Source organism: Anaerocolumna sp. AGMB13020 (assembly GCF_033100115.1).
In the GTDB taxonomy this organism is placed as follows: Bacteria; Bacillota; Clostridia; order Lachnospirales; family Lachnospiraceae; genus Anaerocolumna.
In genome coordinates, this window is record NZ_CP136910.1 from 2,081,557 (window position 1) to 2,105,503 (window position 23,947).

The following is a 23,947-nucleotide window of genomic DNA, read 5'->3' on the forward strand; positions in this document are numbered from 1 at the left end:
CACGAGAGATAAGCTTTGTATTACGGTGATATCATATTATCTGCCAGTATGAAGGCGTCCATGTGATTTTCGCTATCCGGATTAAGCACCAGCTCTTCAAAATCTTCCGGGTTGATATCTTTCCTATCTGCCAGATAGACAATTCTTCTGTTATCCTTTTCATAGGTATTGATATAGGAATACTCTTTTGTTATAAACTTTTCCTTTGAGGCATAGGCATCTCTGGAAGCATCCGTTACGGCGTAATATTTACTGCCATCATGAATAACATCCGTAATGATAGGATCTCCTTCTATAGTATAGGAAACTTTTCTTAGATATGCCGTAATACCCTGGGTACTGTAATCTAAAAAGCGGTCAACCAGTTCAATATTTGCAGTTTCTTTGAGACCTTCTACATACAATCCGTCTGCTTTTGCTGACTCGTAAGGATACTCCTCAGGAATCTCTTTCGTGGGAGGCCAGTTATCCGCCACCTCCTCTATCACCTTAATTTTCTTTGCCGAAATCTGAGGGGGATAGGATTCCATCACCGTACCATCAAATAATATTTCTATAACCGTACCTAATTGAAGTTTTAACTCTTTTGCATCTTTATAATGAACTGAAACCGGTTCAAACGGTGTCAGGACATCATTTTTACCAGACACCGCTGTCATTATGCTTTCCTCATGGACTGATAATACAATAGCACGCAGCGTCTTATCTGCCGCTACTTCTGATTTACGACAACCAGATGCAGGTATAACCAGGCATAAAAGCAATGTTAGCAAGAATATTTTCTGTAATGATAAAGTTATACTTTTCATAGGACTCCCATCTGTGTGTTTTGACACACAACAATTCAACAGGTTTATCACGCTGTATTAGCTTTACCCAATTTTCCCGGCATATACTTTAAAGTCTTTTAGTCCTTCTTCCGAAAAGATCTTAATCCCTTTTTTCTTAAGGAGCGCTGACGTTAATCCCTCTCCTTCTTTGAGTATACCTTTAAAGGTACCGTCATAAATCTGGCCATATCCGCAGGAAGGACTGTTCGCTTTTAAAATCGCTGTTTTGCATTCAAAATATTCTGCCAGTTTTAAGGTTTCTGCCGCACCCTTTATAAATTGCTCTGTTCGGTCAGTTCCCTCCTGTTCTAAAGCTCTCCCTTCCCTTAATTCCACCGGATTTCTTGGTGTAGGAAGACCTCCCAGCTGTTCTGGACATACCGGAATAAATTGATGTTCCTGACTCAAGCTTTTCAGTTCATGAATGTATTTTCCCGTTCCGCAATATCTGCAATCCAATCCTAAAAGGCAGGCACTGACTAAAACCTTCATCTCATTTCCTTTCTGCTTGACAGAGCCCTGCAATCTGGAACATGATTTAAACAACTGCTGCCCTGTCCTTAGCCTCATGAGGAAGTTACTATTTTGTTGTACTTCCAAATCCGCCGTTACGCTCTTCTTCACACTCATCATCTACGGTTATTCCGTATTCCACAAAGATTCCCTGCATAAAACCTGATCCAGCTTTTACTTCTGCAACTTTTCCTTCATTGGAATCGTTTGTAACCTTGGCAAAGATATGTCCTTCGTTGTCGGAATAATAATAATCACTGTCAATGATTCCAACGGTATTATTCATCTGCAGTCTGAATTTAAAGCCCAGTCCACTTCTGGGATAACATTTCAACACCCAGCCTTCTTCCATCGATACTCTTATACCGGTAGGTATCTTAATGCCAGCTCGGGGGGACAGGCTAAAGTCCAGAGGGCTGTAAAAATCATATCCGGCAGAGCCTTTTGTAGCACGTTTTGGCAGTTCTATGGCTTCATATATAGTAACAACTTCCTCTGTATCCGTATCTGGGAATGTATCAATCCAATCTTTCTTAAATTGCTCAAATGTTACTTTTTCAAATTTTGCTATTCTCTTCATGTTGTCCGCATCAGCCTTCCAAATACTCTCAGCTGAGTTAATCCTTTCTTTTGCTATGTATATGATAAAAATATATTTTTACTCTCCTGATATGAAAGCACATTATTTCCAGCCCTTATACCTTGAGACGATAAAACGAACTTCATTTTAATATAAGTTTTTTACGAATAAAAGCATTGATTCCAGTGGGTATGAATATAAGAATTAATCCCCCATCATATCAAGGAGTCTTCCAGCCGCTATAGACACCGGGTTCTTAGAACTGGTAACGATGCAATAATGTCTTGGTGGCAGCTGCCTTTTCAGGGTAAGCTCAAAGAGCTCACCTTTCTTGATATACTCTTTTGCAAAGTCATTGACCACAGAGCCTATGCCAAGGTTCCTTAAAGAAAACTGCACAATCATATCACTGGTTGCAAGTTCAAATTCCGGTTTTAATATCACACCGTTGTTTTTTAGTATCTGGTCTACATATGTCCTGGTACTGGTAAGTCCCTCCAGGCAGATAATAGGCAGCTCTTCTAAATCCCTGTATTCCAGCTCTTTGCCGGACAGGTGAGAGAATCTGCTGCCTGCTACAAATATGTCCCGTATTTCTTTGACCGGTTTGGTCTTCACCGAAGCTTTCGCAATAAAGGGCTCGCTTACAATACCAAAATCAATCTTACCATTATATAAATATTCCAGAGTCTCAGGGGTTGGTGCATTGGTTACGCTCACCTTAATTCCTGGATATTTGTCATGGAACTCTTCCAGATAGGGCAGCAGGTAGTATTTCAGTGTCATATCACTGGCACCTATTCTGATTTCACCATTTTCCAGGTCAAGTCTCCTTCTTAAAAGTTCCTCCCCCTTTAAAATACTCTCATACCCGGCAGCTATGTAGGAATAGAGCATTTCACCCTCCGGTGTCAGCCTTACTCCTTTTTGTGTTCGCAAAAAAAAGCTTCCGTCGAGCTCTCTTTCCAACAGCTTGACAGCCTGACTGACAGCAGGCTGGGAGATATTCAGTTTCTCAGCTGCTGCCGTAAAGCTTCCGGTCTTTGCCACATAATAAAATATTTTATAGTATTCCAGACTTATATCCATATGTGCCTTTCGTATCCCTTTGATAGCTCATAATCTTACGCCTACACCCAGTCTTTCCAGATATCAGGCTGATACCCCACTGTTGCCTGTCTGCCGTTTCTTACGATAGGGGTCTGAAACATCCCTTGATGCTCCAGGAGTTTTTCTTCTTTATCTACTTCATCTGACAGGTACTTTACATAATTCTCTTCATACTCCCTGGAATGCTCATCCATCAGTCTGCTCATACTGCCCACAGCCGTTTTCACACTTTTATATTCGCCAAGGCTCATACCGTGCTTCCTTAAGTCTATCATCTGATACTTAATTCGTCTTTCCTTGAAATACCTTTCTGCTTTTTTCGTATCAAAACATTTGGATTTCCCGAAAATTTGTATGTTCATCCCATCCTCTTTCCTAAACACAGACAGATTGTTATAAAAACCAGATCTTATTCATACCTTGACAGGCAAAAATATTCCTTAGACTTATATATTTTACAAATCTATCCTAAACAAAACAAATATAAGTTACTATAGCATTTATGTGTTTATACGCTTAATTTATATGCTATAATTCCCGCAATTAAATCAAACCTTCTGAACCAAATCAGTATATTCCGTATTCTTTTCAAACCATTTTACTGCATAGGAACAGGTCAGTACCGCCTTTTTGTTCTCGGCACGAAGCTTTTGTGTCAACTCTTCCATTAATTTTCCGGCAATACCCTGTCCTCTCAGGGAATCATCTACAAAGGTATGATTGACGTTTACCGTTCCTGCATGGATCTCGGGAAAAGTAACTTCTGCAATTGTCTTGCCCTCTCCGTCTTCCAGATAGATACGGTTTGGTTCCTGTTTAAATTCCATACTCCTGCTCCTCGCTTTCCTGTTTTTAACTACCGTAGTAATAACATTACATACATTTCTATTGTAAGGGGTTACTCCGGTAATTGCAAGGCTATTTTGCAGCGGACTGTCAGATGTTTTTTTCGTTTTGGCAGAGCAATTAAAGCCCTCCGGGTATTTCAGCTCACGTCAGGTAATTGTTCCCAATTACATTATAAGGTTATGTATTACTGTACATTTATTTCATTTTTATATGCTACAAATAGAAAGGATTACTTGATACTATTTTATTAACTCCATATATTCTCTAACCACAGCCGAAGCCAGACATTTAGAGGAGTCTATGAAATGTACCGGTGTCGTTAACAAATCCTTCACAGCATTTAAATCCGTACAGGCAACTATGATATAATCTATGAATTCTTGCTTTACTTCATTTATAAGGTTCTCCCAAAGGAGTTTGTTTTGGTTATCATTTTTATTCTTTTTAACACACTGAATCAGATTATTTATTTCGGACTGCCATTCCTGTTTAAAGATAAATTTGTGACCAGCCTTTTGAATACCTTTTTGGTAAATATCTGACTCAAAAGTTGAGCTTGTCGAAAATAAGGTTACTCTTTGAGAAGCAAGAGGCATATTTTTAAGGGTTTCCTCAACGATATTCAATAAGGGCACCTGCACAGAAGCCTTCAGCTCATTATAATAAATGTGTGCTGTATTACAAGGTAGTGCAATAAAATTTACTCCGGTAGTTTCAAGTTCCTGCAATCCTTTTATCAGGGTTTTCTTCATGAGATCATGGTTTATGGGACGGTCAATAAAAAATGGAGTGGGTAAAGAATATATCATCATTTTGGGAAATTCCTCATCATATTCAGCGCCGTATTGTAACTGGCATTCATTTACTACTAAATCGATGAAAGGCGCAGTTGATCTTGGTCCCATACCGGCTAATATCCCAATAGTGCAATCATTCATAGGTTGACTCCTTGTATTTTTAATATGATTTTTACCACATTTGATATTTTTACTAAATAACTCAGACCATAATATGTCAGAGAATATGATAGCAAGCTTTAACGGATACCTTTATTGTGTAACAAAGCTTCCGGTCTTATGTATTGTCTATTTCAGACCTCCATTCCGGAACATACAGTTTTTGGACATACCCTGGCAAAGCTTCCGTTATAAGCGATAAAGAATTGAAAAGGAAAACTAAATAGGCTAAAATAATCGGATAGGAAACAAGCTGAGTTTACACCCAGCCTGCTTCCTATCCGATATCTATCAGACGCAATCTCGATTAAACAGCTTCAAATCAAACCTTAATGTCCGCTGTCATTCCAAGAGTCTCTTTATTCTCTTCTAAAAGTGGATGAATTACCTCATTGATAAATTCCTCCACCTGTTCCTTGGAACGTCCCACATACTTCTTAGGGTCCATGGTCTGTTTCAGTTCTTCCAGGGTCAGGTTAAACGAAGGATCTGCAGCAATTAACTCCAGCAGATTGTTATCAAGTCCCTTTTCCTTTACATTACGTCCGGCTTCCATGGAAAGGGTACGAATCTTTTCATGAAGCTCCTGTCTGTCACCGCCTGCTTTTACAGCATCCATCATAATGTTTTCTGTCGCCATAAAAGGAAGTTCCGCCATAATATGCTTTTCAATGACCTTTGGATAAACCACCAGTCCGTCTACTACATTCAAATAAAGATCAAGAATTCCATCCACTGCCAGAAAACCTTCCGGTACGCTGATACGCTTATTCGCAGAATCATCCAGAGTCCTCTCAAACCATTGGGTGGAGGAGGTTATGGCAGGATTTAAGGCATCACAGATAACATAATTCGCCAGGGATGCAATTCGTTCGCTTCTCATTGGATTTCTCTTGTAGGCCATAGCAGAGGAACCAATCTGGTTCTTCTCAAAGGGCTCTTCAATTTCCTTTAAATGCTGTAACAATCTGATATCATTTGAGAATTTATGTGCACTGGCAGCAATTCCTGCAAGTACATTTAATACTCTGGTATCTACTTTTCTGGAATAAGTCTGACCGGCTACGGGATAACAATCTGCATAGCCCATTTTCTCCGCAATCTTTTTATCCAGTGCTTTTACTTTTTCATGGTCTCCTTCAAACAATTCCAAAAAGCTTGCCTGTGTACCGGTGGTACCTTTTGAGCCAAGCAGTCTCATGGAATCAATCAGATATTCCACATCGTCAAAATCCAGCTTTAATTCCATCAGCCACAGTGCCGCTCTCTTTCCTACTGTAGTAGGCTGAGCCGGCTGAAAATGTGTAAAAGCAAGGGTTGGAAGTTCCCTGTATTCCATGGCAAAGCTCTTAAGCTTGTCCATTACATTTAGAAGCTTTGTGCGAATTAACTTCAAAGCCTCCGTCATAACGATAATGTCTGTATTATCACCAACATAACAGGAGGTTGCACCAAGATGGATAATTCCCTTTGCTTTCTCGCATTGAACACCATAGGCGTAAACATGGGACATAACATCATGGCGGACCAGGGCTTCTCTTTCTTTTGCTACCTCATAGTTAATGTCATCCTGATATTTCTTCAGTTCATCAATCTGTTCCTTGGTCACAGGAAGACCTAGTTCATTTTCTGCCTCAGCCAGTGCTACCCAGAGCTTTCTCCAGGTTCTAAATTTCATATCGGGGGAAAAGATATATTGCATTCTTTTGCTGGCATATCTCTCTGACATAGGGCTTACATATTTATCATTGCTCATTGTTTCCTCCTGTATTGACGGCACTCTTCTTTCAGCCGTTACTGTGCTTGCCATCTGCTTCTTTGCCTATCTTTGACCTGACCGCAGATGTGGGGACTGCCAGTTTTTTCATTCAACTCAAGCACTCCCCTTTTATTCTCTATATCTAATTATCCTTAAAATTATTGTATTTTGCAAGTTCTTTTTCGGAATTTATAAAACCACCACTATAGTTTATTAACTTATAAGCCCTTGCACTACTTTGTTCATCTCATATAAAATTTGTGCCCTCGATTTTCGTAAAACTGTACCAACAGTCTATCTGTCATACTCCCCACGTATATCTTCTGTCGGCGGTTCTATGGGATAATTTCCTGTAAAGCAGGCATCACAATATCCCTTGTCACCTTCTATCAGCTCGCTGAGTCTATCCACACCCAGATACCCAAGAGAGTCTGCACCAATCATATCACATATATTTTCAACGGTGTTGTTGTGGGCAATCAGCTGGTCATCAGAGGGTACATCCACTCCAAAATAACAGGGATAGAGAAAAGGCGGTGAACTGATTCTTACATGAACCTCACTGGCTCCTGCATTCTTTAGCATTCTTACAATACGTTCACTGGTGGTGCCTCTTACAATAGAATCATCTATCATAATGACACGTTTTCCTTTCACTACATCTTTTATGACATTAAGCTTAACACGAACACTGGATTCTCTCATGGACTGTTTGGGTTTGATAAAGGTTCTTCCCACATAGCTGTTTTTTACAAAGGCCGTTGCCAGCTGTATTCCCGACTCCAGGGAATAACCGTAAGCAGCAGCATTGCCGGAATCCGGCACTCCTACAACGATATCTGCTTCCACAGGATGGGTCTGTGCCAGTATTCTTCCCGCCATAATTCTGGAATTGTATACACTGATATTGTCAATATAACTGTCCGGCCTTGCAAAATAAATATATTCAAAGATACATTTTGCTTTCGTAGGCTGTGCCAGTGACATATCAGAATGAATCCCGTCTTTGTTAATCATAACGACTTCACCGGGCTCCACGTCCCTTACAAAATCTGCACCGATGGTGTCAAGGGCCGTACTTTCTGACGCCAGAATGTAGGAATTTCCTCGTTTACCGATACAAAGGGGGTGGAAACCAAAAGGATCTCTTGCACCGATTAGTTTTCTCGGGCTCATGATAACCAGGGAATATGCTCCCTTTAATTTTATCATGGCGTTCTTTACAGCCTCTTCTACACTGCGGGTCTGTAATCTCTCCCGTGCTATGAGATAGGCTATAACTTCTGAATCTATTGTGGTCTGAAAGATTGCTCCCGTATAGGACAGCTTATCTTTTAATTCCATGGCATTGACCAGGTTACCATTATGTGCAAGTGCTAAAGTTCCTTTGACATAATTAAGAACCAGGGGCTGAGTATTCTCTCTGTTGCTGGCTCCTGCGGTAGAATAACGTACATGGCCCACACCGATATTCCCCTGCAGCCCCTCCAGGCTTTCCGGTGTAAACACCTCATTTACCAGTCCCAAACCTTTATAAGACTTTACACTGCCTTTGGGACCATTGGTGTCACTAACTGCAATACCGCAGCTTTCCTGTCCTCTGTGCTGTAAAGCAAATAGTCCGTAATAAATGGTTGAAGCAATATCATTACCGTCAAAATCATAGATACCAAAAACTCCGCATTCTTCATGTAACTCATCTGAATCCCAGGTGTCAAATTGCGCGCTCTTATCCATTTAAATTCCTTTCTGATTGAAACTAATACACGTGTTTTATTCTTATACCAATATCAGTTTATTCATCCTTATTCCAAACCAAATGTTTACTGACTTTCATTAAGAATGGGCTGCTGCAAAATCCGGTACAGTACATACCATTCCTTCTATTTGCAACAACCCAGACTGTAATCTTTAAGCGAGACCGATTCTCTGTAATACTTCCTTGTAAGCATCTTCTACGTTACCCATATCTCTTCTGAAACGGTCCTTATCTAATTTTTCGCGGGTCTTGATATCCCATAGTCTGCAGGTGTCCGGTGAAATCTCATCTGCCAGGATAACTTCTCCCTTATGTCTTCCGAATTCTATCTTAAAATCTATTAATTCAATGCCACACTCCGCAAAATATTTGCTAAGTACTTCGTTTACCTTAAAAGTCATTTCTGTTATCTTATCGATTTCTTCTCTTGTAGCAAGACCTAAGGCAATTGCATAGTAATCATTAATCATAGGATCTCCCAGGTCATCATTCTTATAGCTGAATTCCAATGTGGGAGCAAGTAATTTAATACCTTCTTCCATACCTAATTTCTTGGCAAAGCTTCCGGCGGATACATTACGTATAATTACCTCTAAGGGTACAATTTCAACTTTCTTAACAGCAGTTTCCCTGTCACTTAATTCTTCAATAAAGTGTGTGGTTACGCCTTCTTTTTCCAGTAATTTAAACAGATGATTGGACATCCGGTTGTTAATAACACCTTTTCCGATTATGGTTCCTTTCTTTAAGCCATTAAATGCAGTCGCATCGTCTTTATAATCAACAATATAAACATCTTCCTGTGCTGTTTTAAAAACTTTTTTAGCCTTACCTTCATAAAGCATCTCTAACTTTTCCATATTCGGCTCCTATCTGTGTTCTTATCACATCATGTTATTACTCTACATCCAAAGCTTGTCTTACTCTTCTTATTATATCCTACAAAATTAGAATCGCAATAGATAAATCGTAATTTCCAGCTTTCCGCCCTTAGTTTCTGCTAATCAAATTTATAAGTTTTACTTATATTTTTCAATTTTTTCAGGTTTTTACTTATTAATTCAAGGGATTATATAAAAAAACCAAAAAACCTGTAAGCTGATGATTTCAGATCTCACAGATTCTTTGGTATCAATGTAGCAATTCGTCATAGTGCACATCACTAAGATCCAATGCGGAAAGTTTTGAGGGGCTTCGCACTTCCATTAACACAGGATTTTAGTCTGGGCATATTTATGACCAAAGCTTCTGAACTCAAAGTACTCCTACTACAATTTAACTTTTTAGGCCTGGTCATGTTTACATTTTATGACTTAAAGTCATGTTTGTCAATCCAATTATTTATTTTGGTTATAATAACACCAAACAGTTATGAATTATTATATAATATCAAATCAGGAGGTGCTGTTTTGTTTGATGCAAGATTAAAAGAATTGAGAGAACACAGAGGATTAACCCAGAAGGATCTGGCGCAAAGATTAAATCTGACCCAAAGCACCATTGCATACTATGAAAACGGCAAAAAGCTCCCAACCGTAGAAACCTTATTGTCATTGGCTAAGTTTTTCAATGTCTCCACCGATTTTCTTTTAGGCAGAAGCAATTCTCAAAACCAAAATGAAAATACGATGCAATGCAATGCCAATACAGTACCTAATTATCAGACCCTACCGTTGACAACTGAGCACAAGAAACTCATACGTTATTATGACAGGCTTAATCAGGAAAATAAAGAATTTATGATAGGAAAGATGATCGAAATATACAGGAATCAGTTACCGGACGATGAAATCGCACGGGAACTCGAACGTTACCGTCTTGAACTGCTTAGTAAAAAAAGCTTGAATCATCTGTAAGAATATTTCTTTCAATAAAATATAGGCACAGGCTGTAAGGTAACCGCCTGTGCCTATATTTTTTATTACATTACCAGAATTACTTCATTCTTTTCCTTCATCTGGTTCTCAGGAATATAGTTATCAGAAAGCTTTACTCCGTTTAAATATATTTCCTTGTAACCGCCTTCTGCACCGTTTGGATTCTCTACCTTGATATTTAAGAGCTTTCCTCTGAAAGATTTATTAATGGTTATCTCTTTCCACTCAGAAGGAATGGCAGGTGCAACTCTCAGTCCATACATATCCGGTCTCATACCTAGAATTCCTTCCACACAGCCAACCATAACCGTGGAAGCGGTTCCGGTAAGCCAGTGTACATGTGAACGTCCTTCAAAGGGACTTTCCGTCGCTTCTGTAAACTGTCCGTGAACGTAAGGCTCCAATACCCGGATTTCTGCCTGGTCATTTAAGGAAGCGGGAGAGCTTTCTTTAAAGTATTCGAAGGCTCTGTTTCCGTGTCCCATCAAGCTTTCCGCAAGAATAATCCATCCCTGTGGCTGAGAGAAGATACCGCCATTTTCTTTTGTGGACGGGTTAAAAAGAATGGCAAGGGCTCCGGGGAAGGCATGATCCTTAAAGGAAGGCGCCATTACTCTTGCACCATAAGGGGTATTTAATTCTCTATGAACAGATTCCAGTGCTGCTTCTGCCTGTTCCTTGCTTGCAAGTCCGCTGATTACTGACCAGGACTGGGGATTCAGCCACATACTTGCTTCTTTGTCTTTCTTTGAGCCGATAACCTGGCCGTCTTCTTTGATTCCACGAATATATCTATCCTCTTCCCAGCAAAGCTTTTGAATAATCTCTCCCAGTTCTGCCTGTACCTTATCGATGTATTCAATATAATCACTGTCATTCTGATCTTTCGCAAAATCTTTGATAATACTCATGGCATAATAAAGCTGGAGGGCAACAAAGGTTGATTCACCTTTCTTACCAAGTCTTAGGCAATCGTTCCAGTCAGCATGAAGACCGGCAGGCATATTGTGATCTCCCATTCTTTCCATAGAGAACAAAATAGCACGTTTTAAATGTCCGTATACAGTATCCTCATCTTTGTTGGCATAAGGAACTACTTCTTTCAGGAACTGGGTATCTCCAGTCTCTCCAATGTATTTTAAAATCGTAGGAAATAACCATAGGGCATCATCTGCACGATAAGCCGGATGACCCGTAGCCTGTACATAGGAATAATCATCCGGCGTATCCTCATGACCGGCATTGTGATCATATTTAACCAAAGGCAGACCACCGCCGTTATCTACCTGAGCAGAGAGCATAAAGCGGATTCTTTCCTTTGCCATAGCAGGATCGAGATGGATAATTCCCTGGATATCCTGTACGGTATCACGGTATCCATAACCGTTTCTCTGTCCGCAGTAGACGAAAGAAGCTGCTCTGGACCAGATGAAGGTAATAAAGCACTGATAAGCGTTCCAGGTATTGATCATACTGTTAAATTCTTTGCTGGGGGTGCTTACCTGAAAATTATTCAACTTGCTGTGCCAGTAATCTTTTAATTCCTTAAGCTCTTTTTCGGTTACACTAAGGTCTTCATATTCCTTTAAGATCTTATCGGATTCTTTGTCGTTGTATCTGCCAAGAATATATACGATTTCTTTTGTCTCACCGGGATTTAAGGTAAAGGCTGAATGAAGGGCACCGCAGCCGTTTGAGTTGTAGTTTAACACATTATCGCAGCGTCCCCTTTCTACAGCCACAGGATTGCCGTAGGTATGGTAATTCCCTATAAATGCCCCTTTGTCACCATTGTAGGAGGTAACCTCGGCACCTACACAACCAAAGAAACGCTCTTTGCCGTTGCTGCCTTCTGCATTTTTAAGTTCATTCTCATTAATTGTCTGGAATATTTTATTGTTTTTAAAATATGTTCTGGTTATAAATAAGGTATACTGCAGATTAATCTGATCCTGCTCATAGTTGCTATCATTGGTAAACTCTGCATAACTGAAGGATGACAGCTTTCTTACCACATCAGAATCATTCTTAACTTTCAGTCTCCATACTTCATAGGTCTTATTCAGAGGAACATAATAAAGAGCTTCACTGGTTATACCTGCATATTCTGCGGTCATTCTGGTGTATGCCGTACCATGGCGGCATTCATTCTTATATACCGCTAAGTCCTTACCCACCGGCTGCCAGGATGCAGACCAGTAATCACCGGATTCGTCGTCTCTGATATAAAGATACCTGCCCGGTGTATCATCGCTGTTAAAATGATATCTGAGAATTCTTCCATTAGCACCACTCTTTACAAAACTATATCCTCCCGCATTATTGGATATAATAGCTCCATATTCCGGAGAGCCAAGATAATTCGCCCAAGGTGCAGGCGTATTGGGTTTTGTAATTACATATTCTTTCTGTTCTTCATCGAAATAACCGTAATTCATTTTAACACTCCTTTTCATTTTACGAAATATTTCGCAAGTTGCTCTTGCGATACACTGATATCTTGTCTATGCGCTATTCTTATTTTACTATATATTTCGTAAAACAGCAATGTAAAAGCGAAGGATAATTTGTATATTTTACATAGAAATGTGTTTTTATCTGGAAGTATCACCGTTGTTTTATTCTACGGCAATCTCTTTATTATGCTACAATTCTATATTTTACGAAAGTTTCTTAATACATTTTATATTAGTTTGAATTTCATTTCAATTATTCTAGGGATTATTATTTTCTATAATAAATGAAAGGAGAGTTTCCCCTCCTTTCATAGTTCATGTATGTACTTATTGTCTGATCTGCTTCATTAGCTTATCCCATTTGTCCTTTATACCGATTCCCATTTCAACATCTAAAATGAGTATTAGAACTGTATATATTATTATAGCAACGCCACTTTTTAGTAAATACTTCATCCCCCGTCTCCTTTCATTATCATATTGCTACGTGAAATCAAATCTTTCGATATATCCCATAGCCATTATGAAATAATACTCCCATATCTACTTTCCTCAAAGAGACTTTTCCTGTACTTCTTGTAGAATCAATTATAATAGCTGTATCTTTCTCATCTCTGCTAAATTCAACGAATAACATTACATGATTTCCAATCTTTGCGAGAATATCACCTTTTCTTATATCCTCTGGTGTTTCGATCCTTTTAGCGATATTTGGAATTTCTCTTGTGGATACTCTGTTCGGCAGTTTCCAGCAAACACTTAATAACCCTGAGCAGTCGATTCCCACACAATCATAGCTGCCACGTCGTGACTTATCTTCCGGTACGTTTCCTGCATATTTTCCGTCCAATAACCCTCTGTCAAATTCCTCTATGGTAGAAGCACCTCCCCAGCTATAAGGAATCCCTTTATTCATTTCATCTGCCTTCCACCATCCACAATGGAGCTGGGTACCAGTCCAAGTTACATCTGGCGTATCAACCATGTTATTGCAGGAATCAAGTCCATGCTTTACGTTCTTCTCAGCTGCATACCACTCATGATTTGCATAGGTTAGTGCAATATCAATTACTTCAGTTCCCCATTTATTCGTATAATTCATATACCACCTCGATTATAAATTTTTAGCAAGAATATGCGCTGATATCAGTTTCAATCTCCCTATCCTGTGTAGCATAGGAAGGATTGTGCCGCTCCATGAAAAACGTTCGTTACTTATTTATTATTTTCGTATATAATTTTGCACGGAGTCTTTACATAATTCCAGAAATGTTTCTTCACCAATGGTATTTATCTCCTTTTAGTTTTCGTTCATATTTTGCCATAACGCACCACCTTCGTTTCTATTCAATCCAAACCTTGATGAAAGATTTATTTATCAGTATCTCTTCCCTGCTTTTCTCTGTTCTATTACAACCCTGAAAAGCAATTACTCTTTTTCTGCGCCCATACTTCCACAAATAAAAGAATGAAAGAATCTCCTTGTGGTATCCTTTCGATTTATTACTTTCTTTCACTCATCCTTTCCTCCCAATAGTATAGAACAAGCGTACCACATGAAACATGACAGCAGCAGGCTATATATATGATACCGATAAAAAAATACGAGTTATATTTATAGTTCCTGCATAGTTTTAATATAACATTTAATGGGTAATATTTCAAATTTTATATGTCATACATTAACAGAATTTTATACCTTTTTCTGCATAAATTAATAATACAACAAGTGTTTATTCCCAAGGATAACAAGAAAAAATAACCGGGTACAAAAAAATGTACCCGGTTATTTTTGCTCATATTTATCTTAATTGAATCAGATGCTGAAACAAAATAATTATTACCTAATTGTCTCGTTATTTTCCTAATGTCTCTTCTTGCTAATCTATGTCTTACTATAGCATTTGCCTAATTACTTATTTACTTCTAGTTATGATATCTTTCAAATCCTCTACGTTAAAGTGATAATGAGTGCTGCAGAAGTGACAATTTACTTCAATGGGTTTGTCCTCATCGATCATTTCCTGTATTTCTGTTCTACCAATACTCACAATTGCTTTCTCTACTCTTTCCTTTGTACAGTTACACTCGAACTTTGTATCCATCTTATCCATAATGGAAAGCCCCATATCACCAAGAATAATTTCAAGAATTCTCTCCGGTGTTTCATATTCCACTAATAAAGAAGTAATAGAGGGAAGGCTTGCTAACTTTTCCTCCAGCTTCTGTATTACCTCTTCCTCTGCAAAGGGCAGAAGCTGTATAATAAAGCCGCCGGCTTTTCTGACCGTATTATCTTTATTCATCAGTACTCCCAAGGCTACAGAAGAAGGAATCTGCTCCGATGCTGCAAAATAATAGGTCAGATCCTCCGCGATCTCGCCTGATACCAGCTGCGTCTGGCCTACATAGGGTTCCTTTAATCCCATATCTTTAATTACGCTTAAAATTCCGGGATTTACGGCACCTCCTACATCCAGCTTCCCCGCAGGACTTGGAGGCAGCATAACCTCCGGATGATAGACATATCCCTTCACGTTGGCAGAGGCATCTGCTGTAACCGTAATACCGCCAATTGGTCCATCACTTTTAATCTGAAGAGTCAGCAAATCATCGGTTCCTTTCATCATACTACCCATCATGGCACCTGCTGTCAGCATTCTTCCTAAGGCTGCTGTAGCTACCGGGCTTGTATTATGAACACTTCTTGCATGTTCTACCAATTCTCTTGTTGTTGCTGCAAATGCACGAATCTGATTGTCTGCAGCTGTAGCTCTTATTATATAATCTGCCATTATCTATACCTTACCTTTCTAAAAACCTGTTATGCACACACTAGAAGTTAAACTCAGTCTGCTTTATATTCTTTTCCCTGTTGGTATTTCTCTCTTGCCAGAAAACAGACTCTTTCTGTATTTTCAGCTGGCGCTGCTTCTGAATAGCCATCGTAAACACCGATAAACTCCATACCGGCTTCTATAAGAAGTTCTTTGATACGTTCTATGGAATAAGCTTTCTGGTAATGTGTTTCACTGAATTTCTCATAGAGATTTCCTTCAGCCTTTCGCCTGGCGTTCTCATTCTCATCCGATTCTGACTTTATGAATATTGTTACCTGATATTCGTTTAAATTATCGGTCTCATTATAATAATTTTCCCAGATAAAGCTACAGTCTTCTCTATTCTCTGCAATTACACTGTCCCCCAGAACATTTTTATACTTATACTCTGTATTCATATCGAATAAGAATATACCGCCGGGGTCCAGATAGTTGTTTACCAGTCGAAAAATCTGTTTTAAGTCGTCTTCCTTCAAAATATAATTCATGCTGTCACAGCTGCAGATAACAGCTCCAATGGTTCCATAAAGCTCAAAGCTTCTCATATCCTGGTTAAGATACAGGATATCTTCTCTTTTACTGCCAGGAAGGACTTCACCGACTTCTTCGTATTTATTTTCAATGGCAATACCCAGCATTTCTTCTGATATATCTATGCCAATCATGTCATACCCGTAGTCGGCAAGACGCCTGGTAATATTTCCAGTGCCGCAGCCAAGGTCCAGAACCAAACCATCCTTCACCCCGTATTTGATCAGCATGTTTCTTATATTATCGGCCCATTCTTCGTAAGGCACATTATCCATAAAGATATCATAAACCTGGGCAAACCCCGTATAAGCTTCCATTCTTAAACCTTGTATACCGCAGTATCCTGCGATACCGCCACAAATTACAGATCGGGCAAATCTATTGCGGCGTCCTTTCCATCTTTATATTTTCTTAACTTTATTCTGAGTATTCTCAAACCACTCCACAACTTCCTTGTATTTCATTGGCCCGCCAAATAAATCAAGGGAACTTCCTATGGTCACATCGAGCATACCGCTGCTTATTTCATTTATTAACTCCAGATCTTTAAAACTTCCAACGCCCCCGGCATAGGTTACCGGACATCCCTGCCACTCTTTCAGCAGCTCTATCAGGTCTTTGTCGATACCGGCTGATTTCCCCTCGACATCAACTGCATGTATAAGAAATTCACTGCAATAATCGGATAGTTTCATAAGAAGTCCCACAGAGAGCTTTTCCTCAGTAAATTTCTGCCAGCGATCGGTTACTATATAGTAGTCTTTCCCTTTTTTTCGGCAGCTTAAATCCAGAACCAATCTGTCTCTCCCTGTTTTGGCTGTTATCCTGGTAAGATTATCATAATGAATAAGACCAGCTTGAAATACAAAGGAAGTAACAATTACATGAGAAGCTCCAGCTTCAAGAAACTGACAGGCATTCTTATCTGTTATACCGCCTCCAATCTGTAGTCCTCTCGGATATTCCTTTAAGGCTCTTTCCGCCTGGAGCCTGTCCTGTTCATATTCTTCCGTTCCGGCTGGATTAAGCATAATGATATGTCCGCCTCTAAGACCATCCTTTTTATAAAGGCCGGCATAGTATTCACCGCCTTTTTCAGACACAAAATTCTCTGCTGCTTTTCTGTTTTCATCTGTAAGGCTGCCGCCTACAATCTGTTTGATTTTACCGTTGTGTATGTCGATGCATGGTCTGAAATTCATTGATACCTCCTAAATCCCATCTTCCTGTCCTAAACATAAGCATTCGTACAAGCATTATACCCCAGTTGAGCACAACAATCAATATCTGAGAACATACGCTTCGAAACAAGTAAAAGAAGCTGCCTTTTGCTGACAGCTTCTTTTTTCAACAGGAACAGATTTTTTTCTCTACTTCCTTCTTGCTACCCAGAGCTTACTTCTTCCTTTTCTCTACCCGAGCTACATCCTTTTTTTCTTAAACAGCAAGACTGACAGGAGCAGTGCAACAATCGTCAGGACAGCGGTTATGATAATTGTCAGATAAACTGTCTCAGCATTTCTTGTTCCGTTTAGCAATGCTGTATTTACAGAAACCAGGGTTACAGGATTATATTTTTCAACCTTGTCAGATATATTTCCCATTAACATTGCTGCCAATGCAATTACGGAAAGAATCAAACCCCCGAAAGCCCCCGGTGCTATGGTACTGGATAAAAATATCAATGAAATCAGGAATATACCAAATAGCCATAAACAGAACAGGGAAAGAAATAAATTCGGCAAGTGTTCCTCGCCAAAAAGATATAACGTATAGATATAGTTTATTACTACAGACAGCAGAAATCCTCCTGTCCATATTAAAACGGCTGCTGTAAATTTTGCCAGTATTACAGTTGTTCTGGACAATCCCTTGGCAAGAATCTGTAGCAAGGTTCCTTTTATAAATTCACCGGATAAGCTTCCGCCAAAGACCAGCAATAATACCAAAATCCCCATTTGTGTAAGATTCTTAAAAAATTGGGCGTAGGCATCCATTACCGTTGGATTTGGTAGCTCCAGCTGTATTCCTCCCATGTCCATTGATGAGAGTATATCCGGCATTAATTTAGCAAGCAGCGGACTCATTAATCCGAACACCAAAAATGCTGCAAGGAATATTAGCAGCTTATAAGTACGTATTTGCTCTAACAGCTCCTTTTTGGTAAAGGCAAAGTATCCTCTTATACCCAAAACACCAGGGTTGTAGCTTTCATCAGCCTTCGTAGCTTCGTTTTTGGATAGCGCTTTTATTTCATTCATTATGCACTCCTATCTGCTGCAGCCTCTTGTATTACAATCATTTGCTCTTGTTGGGAACATTCCAGGGGCTGCCTATTTCTGATTTTACCTCAACTCACATGCACCTATCGCAGACCAGCCTGCGATACTATATAATAAGAATTGTGATATGATCGTTTTTTTAAACAATTACTTTCATAAAAATATTTTCCAGCGAAGGTTCTGTGATTTCATAACGGATTATCTGAATTTTTTCTTTTAATAAAAAGCTTAATATTCTGGTTCCTGCTTCTTCGGTATCAGAAACATCCACTTCAATTATCTGATTATCCTGTCGGATATTCGTTATACCGGATATGCTTCTTAATACTTCAGCTGTCTTAGCCGCCGAAGACTGCTGTCCTATCTCAAGACGAACCGTATCCGTTCGGTAACTGTTTCTGATTTCTGCTGTGCTTCCTTCTAATACAAGAGATCCGTCATTTAGAATCCCGATATTGTCACATATACGCTCAACATCTGATAATATGTGAGTGGAAAATAGTATTGTGGTTCTCTCCTTGGCAAGTGCCAGAATACTGAGTATCTCCATTCTGCCAACGGGGTCTAATGCAGAGGTAGGTTCATCACATATCAAAAGTTTGGGTTCATTCAAAAGAGCCTGTGCTATTCCAAGTCTTTGCTTCATGCCTCTTGAGAAATTATGAATCCTTTTATTTACATTCTGCAACCCCACCAGCTCCAGCAGTTCATCGGACCTTACCCGCAGGGTATCTCTTTTCAGTCCTGTAACTTCACCGCAGAGTTTCAGATATTCTCTGGGCGTCATATATCCGTAAAATTCCGGTACATCCGGCAGATATCCGATATAACGGTTGGTTTTCGTATTACCATAGCTTACTTTCTCGCCGCACACCAGAATATCCCCTGCATCGGGCTTGTAAAAACCAAGTATCATTTTCATAGTAGTTGTTTTACCGGCACCATTCTTTCCTATAAAACCAAATACAGAATGCTCCGGAACTTCAAAAGTCAGAGCATTTATTACTCTGGTATCACCAAATTGCTTGTAAACGTTGTTCAGCTTAAGCACTGCCATTAATCCTCACCCTTTCCTATGGTGAAATAAAGAATCGGTCCGATGGTATTTACTACAACGGTTATTATTATCCATACCACACGGTTTCCGATTCGATAATTCTTATGACGGAGAATATGAACCAGTGCAGCTATCATTAATCCAAATTGTACGATTAGAATCGGTATGATAAAAGGAAGAAATTCTTTTATTTGTTCCAGTCCATTCATATTATTTACCTATTTACCTATCGCAGGAAGGCCTGCGATACTGCCACTTACAATAGAACACTATCCTTACAGGTCTTCTATTGTCCGAAATAAAAGAGTGAAAGCTCTCTTTGTGGCTGCCTTTCATTTATTTTTCACTCTTCCTGATATAAGGCCGTTCTTTCGGCCAAATTCTGAAACCGCTCTAACGTAAGAGCATCCCAGTATATATTGGGAGTTTTGTATTAAGCTGCTTCTTCCTCAAAAGCAGCAGCAATACATCGTTACAGCAGCACTTTATATCATTTCTGTTTCCACACTTCCTTCAGACTTCTTACGATCATTTGAAAACGAGGTTCCCCTTCCAAGGGTTTAAAAGCCGGATTCTCAGAAAGAATATTCTTAATATCCCTCCATATCACCTCTGAACTTCTGGGTGCTACCGTTTCTATATCAATGGTTTTTAGATAGCTTTCAAGCCTATCAAATATTTGGTTACCATGTATCTCAAATTCTTTAACTGCATTTCTTTTCGCCAAATCAGCATATTTCTCTAGTACTTCCAGGGCTTTTTCCTTCCTGTCCTGTAAGACATAGATAGCTGCTGCAGTCAGATAGATGGAATACAAACCTCCCGGAGACATCTGTTCCACTTCAAAAATATCTGCAAGCTTAATAAATATCTCATAATATTTATCCATTCGCTCGGGGTCATCGGCGTAGAGCTGAAAGAAATCAGTCGAACAGCCAAGTAGAATATTCAGACAGTTAACAGCACTGCCTTGCAGGTATTCCATGGCTTTATCCCTATCCCCTTTTAACTGGTACGCCTTTACAAGGAGGGATTCTGTTTGAATAATAGATTCATTTAAGCTCTCTAACACCTCAATTGCCTCTGCTGGCTTCTGCTGACAGATATAGCAATAAGCTTTCATCTGCATGGCCTGTTTGGCCAAACTTACTTCTTCACAGGAACGTTCTACCACCAGAAAAATATCCACTGCCCGATCAAGGATTTCCTGGGTCTTCTCCGGGGTACCGGCGAGTGCACAGTGATTCAGATACAGAAGTCCAATGCGGTATTGAAGATACCAGCAGGAAAAATACTTCTTAAGATATCCTTCACATTCTTCATAAACTTCCTCAAATGACTTCTTTGAAAAATCTTCTGCCAACCGGCGGTAAAGCTTTCGCACCTCCTCCTTGCTCATCATTGGTTCATAACCTATCAGCTCATCAACAGAACTATTAAAATAAGAGGCAAGTACTGGAAGAAATAAGATATCCGGATAACTCTGCCCTGATTCCCACTTTGATACGGCAGGTTTAGATATCCCTAAATAATTCGCTAACTCCTCCTGTGTGATACCTTTGGCTTTTCGTTTTTCTGAAATAATTCTTCCGATATTTATGATATCCATAACGCTCCTTTCTGGATAAGATCATCCCAATGGCTGTATATTCTTTGTTCTTATCCTTTTTGCATAGTTACATTTTATTATTCTATTATTAACTTTACAACGGATTTATAGTTAACTTCCGTTAATTATATTAACCTATGGTTAACCTTTAGCCTGACGATACAAGTGCGATAATTAAAAAAGCTGCAAAACATCCTGCACCCGCTGATCTCTCCAAAAATCCACTATCCTACTCATACTGTTTCAATAAATTAGTTCATACAGTGATAGATTAGACTCTGTGAAGGAACAACAAGTGCAGAATACTCTACAGCTTCTCTATATTATATTTCTACTTATATTTATCCTGTTATTTTATTACCTTTTATTTTACTACCTTTTATTTTACTACCTTTTATTTTACTACCTTTTATTTTACTCCCTCTTAATTTTATATTATTTTGCTCGTTACCCCATTAATTGAACAATAGAAATACATCTGGCGTCTCCTTATTAAATGTCGTACTTTATTTTAATTCTGGATACTCCAAAGGGTTCTCATCCCCTTAATTGAATCCCCTTTTCTCCTAATAGAACTAACAGTCTGTCGGTTATTTCGCTTATTTCTTTGCTTTCTAAAGTTCTTTCGTCAGAGCCGAATTCAAATCTGATTGTAACACTCTTTTTACCCATTAGAAGCGTATCATCTTCAAACATATCAATCAGGCTGTAAGACTTCAGATAATCACAATTAAATTCAGAAATGATAGTCTTTAGTTCTTCATACCGGATTCCTTTATCTGTAAGCAAGCTTAAGTCTATGGTAATACCCGGATATCTGGATATTTCTCTATATATAATCGTTTCTTTCTCTATTGCAGTAAGCTCCACCATATCCAGCTCTGCAATTGCAATGTTAAGTTTTTTATCCATTCTATCCTTTACCTTAGGATGAAGACAGGAAAAATATCCGATATTCTTTTCGTTCATCATAATGCTTGCAGCATTTACAGGATGTATATAATTGATTCCCTCTATTTCCTGATCTGTGTTATACGCAAGATAAACCGGTACACTATTTTTTATTGCATCCGTAAGGTTTTCGATTACTTCCTTTAGCTTAAGAAAGGTCTGCTTTTCTGTCATGCTTCTGCTTGCTATTGCGATTCCCAACTTCTTTTTTTCTCTGCATAAGCTGTTTTCATCAAAACCTTCTGCTACCCGGCCTATTTCAAATACCGCTATCTCAGGTATCTGATCCATGTTTTTATATATATTACCAAGGAGAGACGGAATCAAAGTGGCCTTTACCGTATCATTTTCAGCAGTGACAGAGTTGATAATCCTTACATTTGGTTTGGTCTGAATTCCCAGCTCCTTGTTCGCTTTGGTATCATACCAGATGTAGTTATGAACCTCGTTCATTCCGAATCTGTCTGCTAAAAGCAGTTTAATCCTGTATTCCTCTTCTCTCTCCACACTGTGACGTATAGGCGAAATCAATGACTTATTGGATTTCCCCTTGATATTGTCATAACCATAAATTCTTGTAATCTCTTCAATCAGATCAGCCTTTATGGTAACATCCTTCGTAGCACGATACGAGGGTACTGCTGCAGTAAAGCACTTATCCTTGTACTTAACGGCAAATCCGAGTGCTGAAAGCGTATCAATGATTTCTTCCACCGAAATATCAATACCGGTGTATTTATCCACATAAGCTTTATCGAAATTGATGGTTCTGTCCTGATATCGCTTTACATAGTGATCTGTTAAGGAAGAAGTCACCTTTATACCGGGATTAGCTTCCCTTAATAACATCAAGAACCTTTTTATCGATGTTACGGTCATCTCCGGATCCAGTGTTTTTTCGTATCTGGTACTGGCTTCTGTTCGCAGGCCAAGCCTTGCAGCAGCCTTCCTGATAAAAGTACCGTCAAAATTAGCGGCTTCCAATAACAGTTCTGTGGTATGGTCTCCTATTCCGGAGCTTTTTCCACCCATAATCCCTGCAATTGCAGCTGGTTCACCTTGAGCAGTACAGATCATCAGTGTATCTGTATCTACAGTTCTCCTGACACCATCTAAAGTCTCAAAATCTACAGGCACCGGGAAGGTTTTAACCTGTATTCCTTGTATAATGTGATTATCAAACCCATGCATCGGCTGCCCCATCTCAAGCATCAGATAATTCGTCAGATCCGTCAGCAGGTTAAGGGAGCGCACACCACAATAGGTAAGCCTGATTTTCATCTGGGGAGGCGTATGGTTCTTCGTGATATTCTCAATTCTAATAGCAGAATAACGAAAAGTCTGCTCTTTATCTTCAATGGTCACAGGTACCGGAGGCAGTTCTTTAAAGGCTTCTGTATCCATTACCTTGAGAGGTTTTAAAGGACGTTTTGTTAATACTGATATTTCTCTGGCAATACCGTAATGCCCCCATAAGTCCGGACGGTTGGTCAAGGACTTGTTATCCACTTCAAAAACAACATCTCGAAGAGGCAGGAATTCCAGAATATCTGTACCTGGTTCATGTGCCTTATCAAGTATCATAAGCCCCGAATTATCCTCACTGATACCAAGCTCTTTCTCTGAACAGCACATTCCATAGCTGCTTTCTCCCGCAATTACAGTCTCATTTATTACTCTGTCACCTACCCGGCCACCTTTCCTGGCAAATGGTACATAAATCCCAACCGCTGCATTAACCGCTCCGCAGACACAATCTATTATTTCAGTTCCTATATTCACCTTCAGTAACTGAAGTTTCTCTGCACCTGGATGTGCCTTTACTGACATAATTTCTCCAACTACCACTGATCTAATTTCTGTCCCCATTTCATAAACATGCTCCACCTCTGCTGTAGCAAGAGTGAATTTATTGATGAGTTCTTTTAGATTAATACCGGTTAAGTCTGTATAATCAGAAATCCAATTCATTGAAATCAACATATTCT

General features: G+C 39.3%; 23 protein-coding genes. 1 reads left to right on the forward strand and 22 read right to left on the reverse strand.

The features are described from left to right. Positions 1–20 precede the first annotated feature (20 nt). The 10 genes from R2R35_RS08210 to purC all read right to left on the reverse strand — a co-directional run bounded on the left by R2R35_RS08210 (position 21) and on the right by purC (position 9,216). Positions 21–809: a DUF4362 domain-containing protein gene (locus R2R35_RS08210; protein ID WP_317734011.1), complete on the reverse strand. Its 789-nt coding sequence runs from the start codon at positions 807–809 to the stop codon at positions 21–23. Positions 810–872: 63 nt separating this feature from the next. After that, on the reverse strand, positions 873–1,322 hold the full coding sequence (locus R2R35_RS08215; protein WP_317734012.1) for a DUF523 domain-containing protein: 450 nt from the start codon (positions 1,320–1,322) through the stop codon (positions 873–875). Between the two features lie 88 nt (positions 1,323–1,410). Further along, a complete protein-coding gene (locus tag R2R35_RS08220; protein WP_317734013.1) occupies positions 1,411–1,923 on the reverse strand; it encodes a deoxyuridine 5'-triphosphate nucleotidohydrolase in 513 nt (170 codons plus the stop codon). Positions 1,924–2,127: 204 nt separating this feature from the next. Beyond that, on the reverse strand, positions 2,128–3,012 hold the full coding sequence (locus R2R35_RS08225; RefSeq protein ID WP_317734014.1) for a LysR family transcriptional regulator: 885 nt from the start codon (positions 3,010–3,012) through the stop codon (positions 2,128–2,130). Positions 3,013–3,053: 41 nt separating this feature from the next. Next, a complete protein-coding gene (locus R2R35_RS08230) occupies positions 3,054–3,395 on the reverse strand; it encodes an arsenate reductase family protein (protein ID WP_197032621.1) in 342 nt (113 codons plus the stop codon). 186 nt (positions 3,396–3,581) lie between these two features. Continuing rightward, complete coding sequence (locus R2R35_RS08235) at positions 3,582–3,860, reverse strand: GNAT family N-acetyltransferase (protein WP_317734015.1); 279 nt, start codon at positions 3,858–3,860, stop codon at positions 3,582–3,584. Positions 3,861–4,121: 261 nt separating this feature from the next. Further along, positions 4,122–4,820 (reverse strand): aspartate/glutamate racemase family protein, encoded by a 699-nt coding sequence (locus R2R35_RS08240; protein WP_317734016.1) that lies wholly within the window; start codon positions 4,818–4,820, stop codon positions 4,122–4,124. Between the two features lie 340 nt (positions 4,821–5,160). Further along, on the reverse strand, positions 5,161–6,594 hold the full coding sequence (purB, locus tag R2R35_RS08245) for an adenylosuccinate lyase (RefSeq protein ID WP_317734017.1): 1,434 nt from the start codon (positions 6,592–6,594) through the stop codon (positions 5,161–5,163). Positions 6,595–6,891: 297 nt separating this feature from the next. Then, positions 6,892–8,334, reverse strand: coding sequence for an amidophosphoribosyltransferase (gene purF, locus R2R35_RS08250; protein WP_317734018.1), 1,443 nt, complete (start codon positions 8,332–8,334; stop codon positions 6,892–6,894). A 174-nt stretch (positions 8,335–8,508) separates the two neighbouring features. After that, positions 8,509–9,216 carry a phosphoribosylaminoimidazolesuccinocarboxamide synthase gene (gene purC, locus R2R35_RS08255; protein ID WP_317734019.1) on the reverse strand — a complete coding sequence of 236 codons (708 nt, stop codon included), beginning with the start codon at positions 9,214–9,216 and terminating at the stop codon, positions 8,509–8,511. Positions 9,217–9,765: 549 nt separating this feature from the next. Between purC and R2R35_RS08260 the strand changes: the two genes are divergently transcribed. Beyond that, entirely contained in the window at positions 9,766–10,212 is a 447-nt protein-coding gene (locus R2R35_RS08260; RefSeq protein WP_317734020.1) for a helix-turn-helix domain-containing protein, read from the forward strand. 65 nt (positions 10,213–10,277) lie between these two features. On the opposite strand, the gene R2R35_RS08265 is transcribed toward R2R35_RS08260, so the two are convergent. The 12 genes from R2R35_RS08265 to pheT form a co-directional block, all read right to left on the reverse strand. Next, entirely contained in the window at positions 10,278–12,671 is a 2,394-nt protein-coding gene (locus R2R35_RS08265; RefSeq protein ID WP_317734021.1) for a GH36-type glycosyl hydrolase domain-containing protein, read from the reverse strand. Positions 12,672–13,016: 345 nt separating this feature from the next. Then, positions 13,017–13,145 (reverse strand): hypothetical protein, encoded by a 129-nt coding sequence (locus R2R35_RS08270; protein WP_317734022.1) that lies wholly within the window; start codon positions 13,143–13,145, stop codon positions 13,017–13,019. Between the two features lie 37 nt (positions 13,146–13,182). After that, positions 13,183–13,791 (reverse strand): hypothetical protein, encoded by a 609-nt coding sequence (locus R2R35_RS08275; protein WP_317734023.1) that lies wholly within the window; start codon positions 13,789–13,791, stop codon positions 13,183–13,185. A 241-nt stretch (positions 13,792–14,032) separates the two neighbouring features. Next, positions 14,033–14,206 carry a hypothetical protein gene (locus tag R2R35_RS08280; protein ID WP_317734024.1) on the reverse strand — a complete coding sequence of 58 codons (174 nt, stop codon included), beginning with the start codon at positions 14,204–14,206 and terminating at the stop codon, positions 14,033–14,035. A gap of 399 nt (positions 14,207–14,605) precedes the next feature. Beyond that, positions 14,606–15,484, reverse strand: coding sequence for an Hsp33 family molecular chaperone HslO (gene hslO / locus R2R35_RS08285; RefSeq protein WP_317734025.1), 879 nt, complete (start codon positions 15,482–15,484; stop codon positions 14,606–14,608). A gap of 53 nt (positions 15,485–15,537) precedes the next feature. Beyond that, on the reverse strand, positions 15,538–16,377 hold the full coding sequence (locus tag R2R35_RS08290; protein WP_317734026.1) for a class I SAM-dependent DNA methyltransferase: 840 nt from the start codon (positions 16,375–16,377) through the stop codon (positions 15,538–15,540). 84 nt (positions 16,378–16,461) lie between these two features. Beyond that, positions 16,462–17,262, reverse strand: coding sequence for a phosphoribosylformimino-5-aminoimidazole carboxamide ribotide isomerase (hisA, locus tag R2R35_RS08295; RefSeq protein WP_317734027.1), 801 nt, complete (start codon positions 17,260–17,262; stop codon positions 16,462–16,464). A gap of 219 nt (positions 17,263–17,481) precedes the next feature. Then, the gene (locus R2R35_RS08300) at positions 17,482–18,321 is read right to left on the reverse strand and encodes an ABC transporter permease (RefSeq protein WP_317734028.1); all 840 of its coding nucleotides are present in this window, start codon (positions 18,319–18,321) and stop codon (positions 17,482–17,484) included. Positions 18,322–18,481: 160 nt separating this feature from the next. Further along, positions 18,482–19,399, reverse strand: coding sequence for an ABC transporter ATP-binding protein (locus R2R35_RS08305; protein ID WP_317734029.1), 918 nt, complete (start codon positions 19,397–19,399; stop codon positions 18,482–18,484). After that, positions 19,399–19,608 (reverse strand): PLDc N-terminal domain-containing protein, encoded by a 210-nt coding sequence (locus tag R2R35_RS08310; protein WP_331670265.1) that lies wholly within the window; start codon positions 19,606–19,608, stop codon positions 19,399–19,401. The genes R2R35_RS08305 and R2R35_RS08310 overlap by 1 nt, the downstream gene beginning before the upstream one ends. A 281-nt stretch (positions 19,609–19,889) precedes the next feature. Next, positions 19,890–21,008, reverse strand: coding sequence for a helix-turn-helix domain-containing protein (locus R2R35_RS08315; RefSeq protein WP_317734030.1), 1,119 nt, complete (start codon positions 21,006–21,008; stop codon positions 19,890–19,892). 537 nt (positions 21,009–21,545) lie between these two features. Continuing rightward, the gene (pheT, locus tag R2R35_RS08320) at positions 21,546–23,942 is read right to left on the reverse strand and encodes a phenylalanine--tRNA ligase subunit beta (protein ID WP_317734031.1); all 2,397 of its coding nucleotides are present in this window, start codon (positions 23,940–23,942) and stop codon (positions 21,546–21,548) included. Positions 23,943–23,947: the final 5 nt, after the last annotated feature.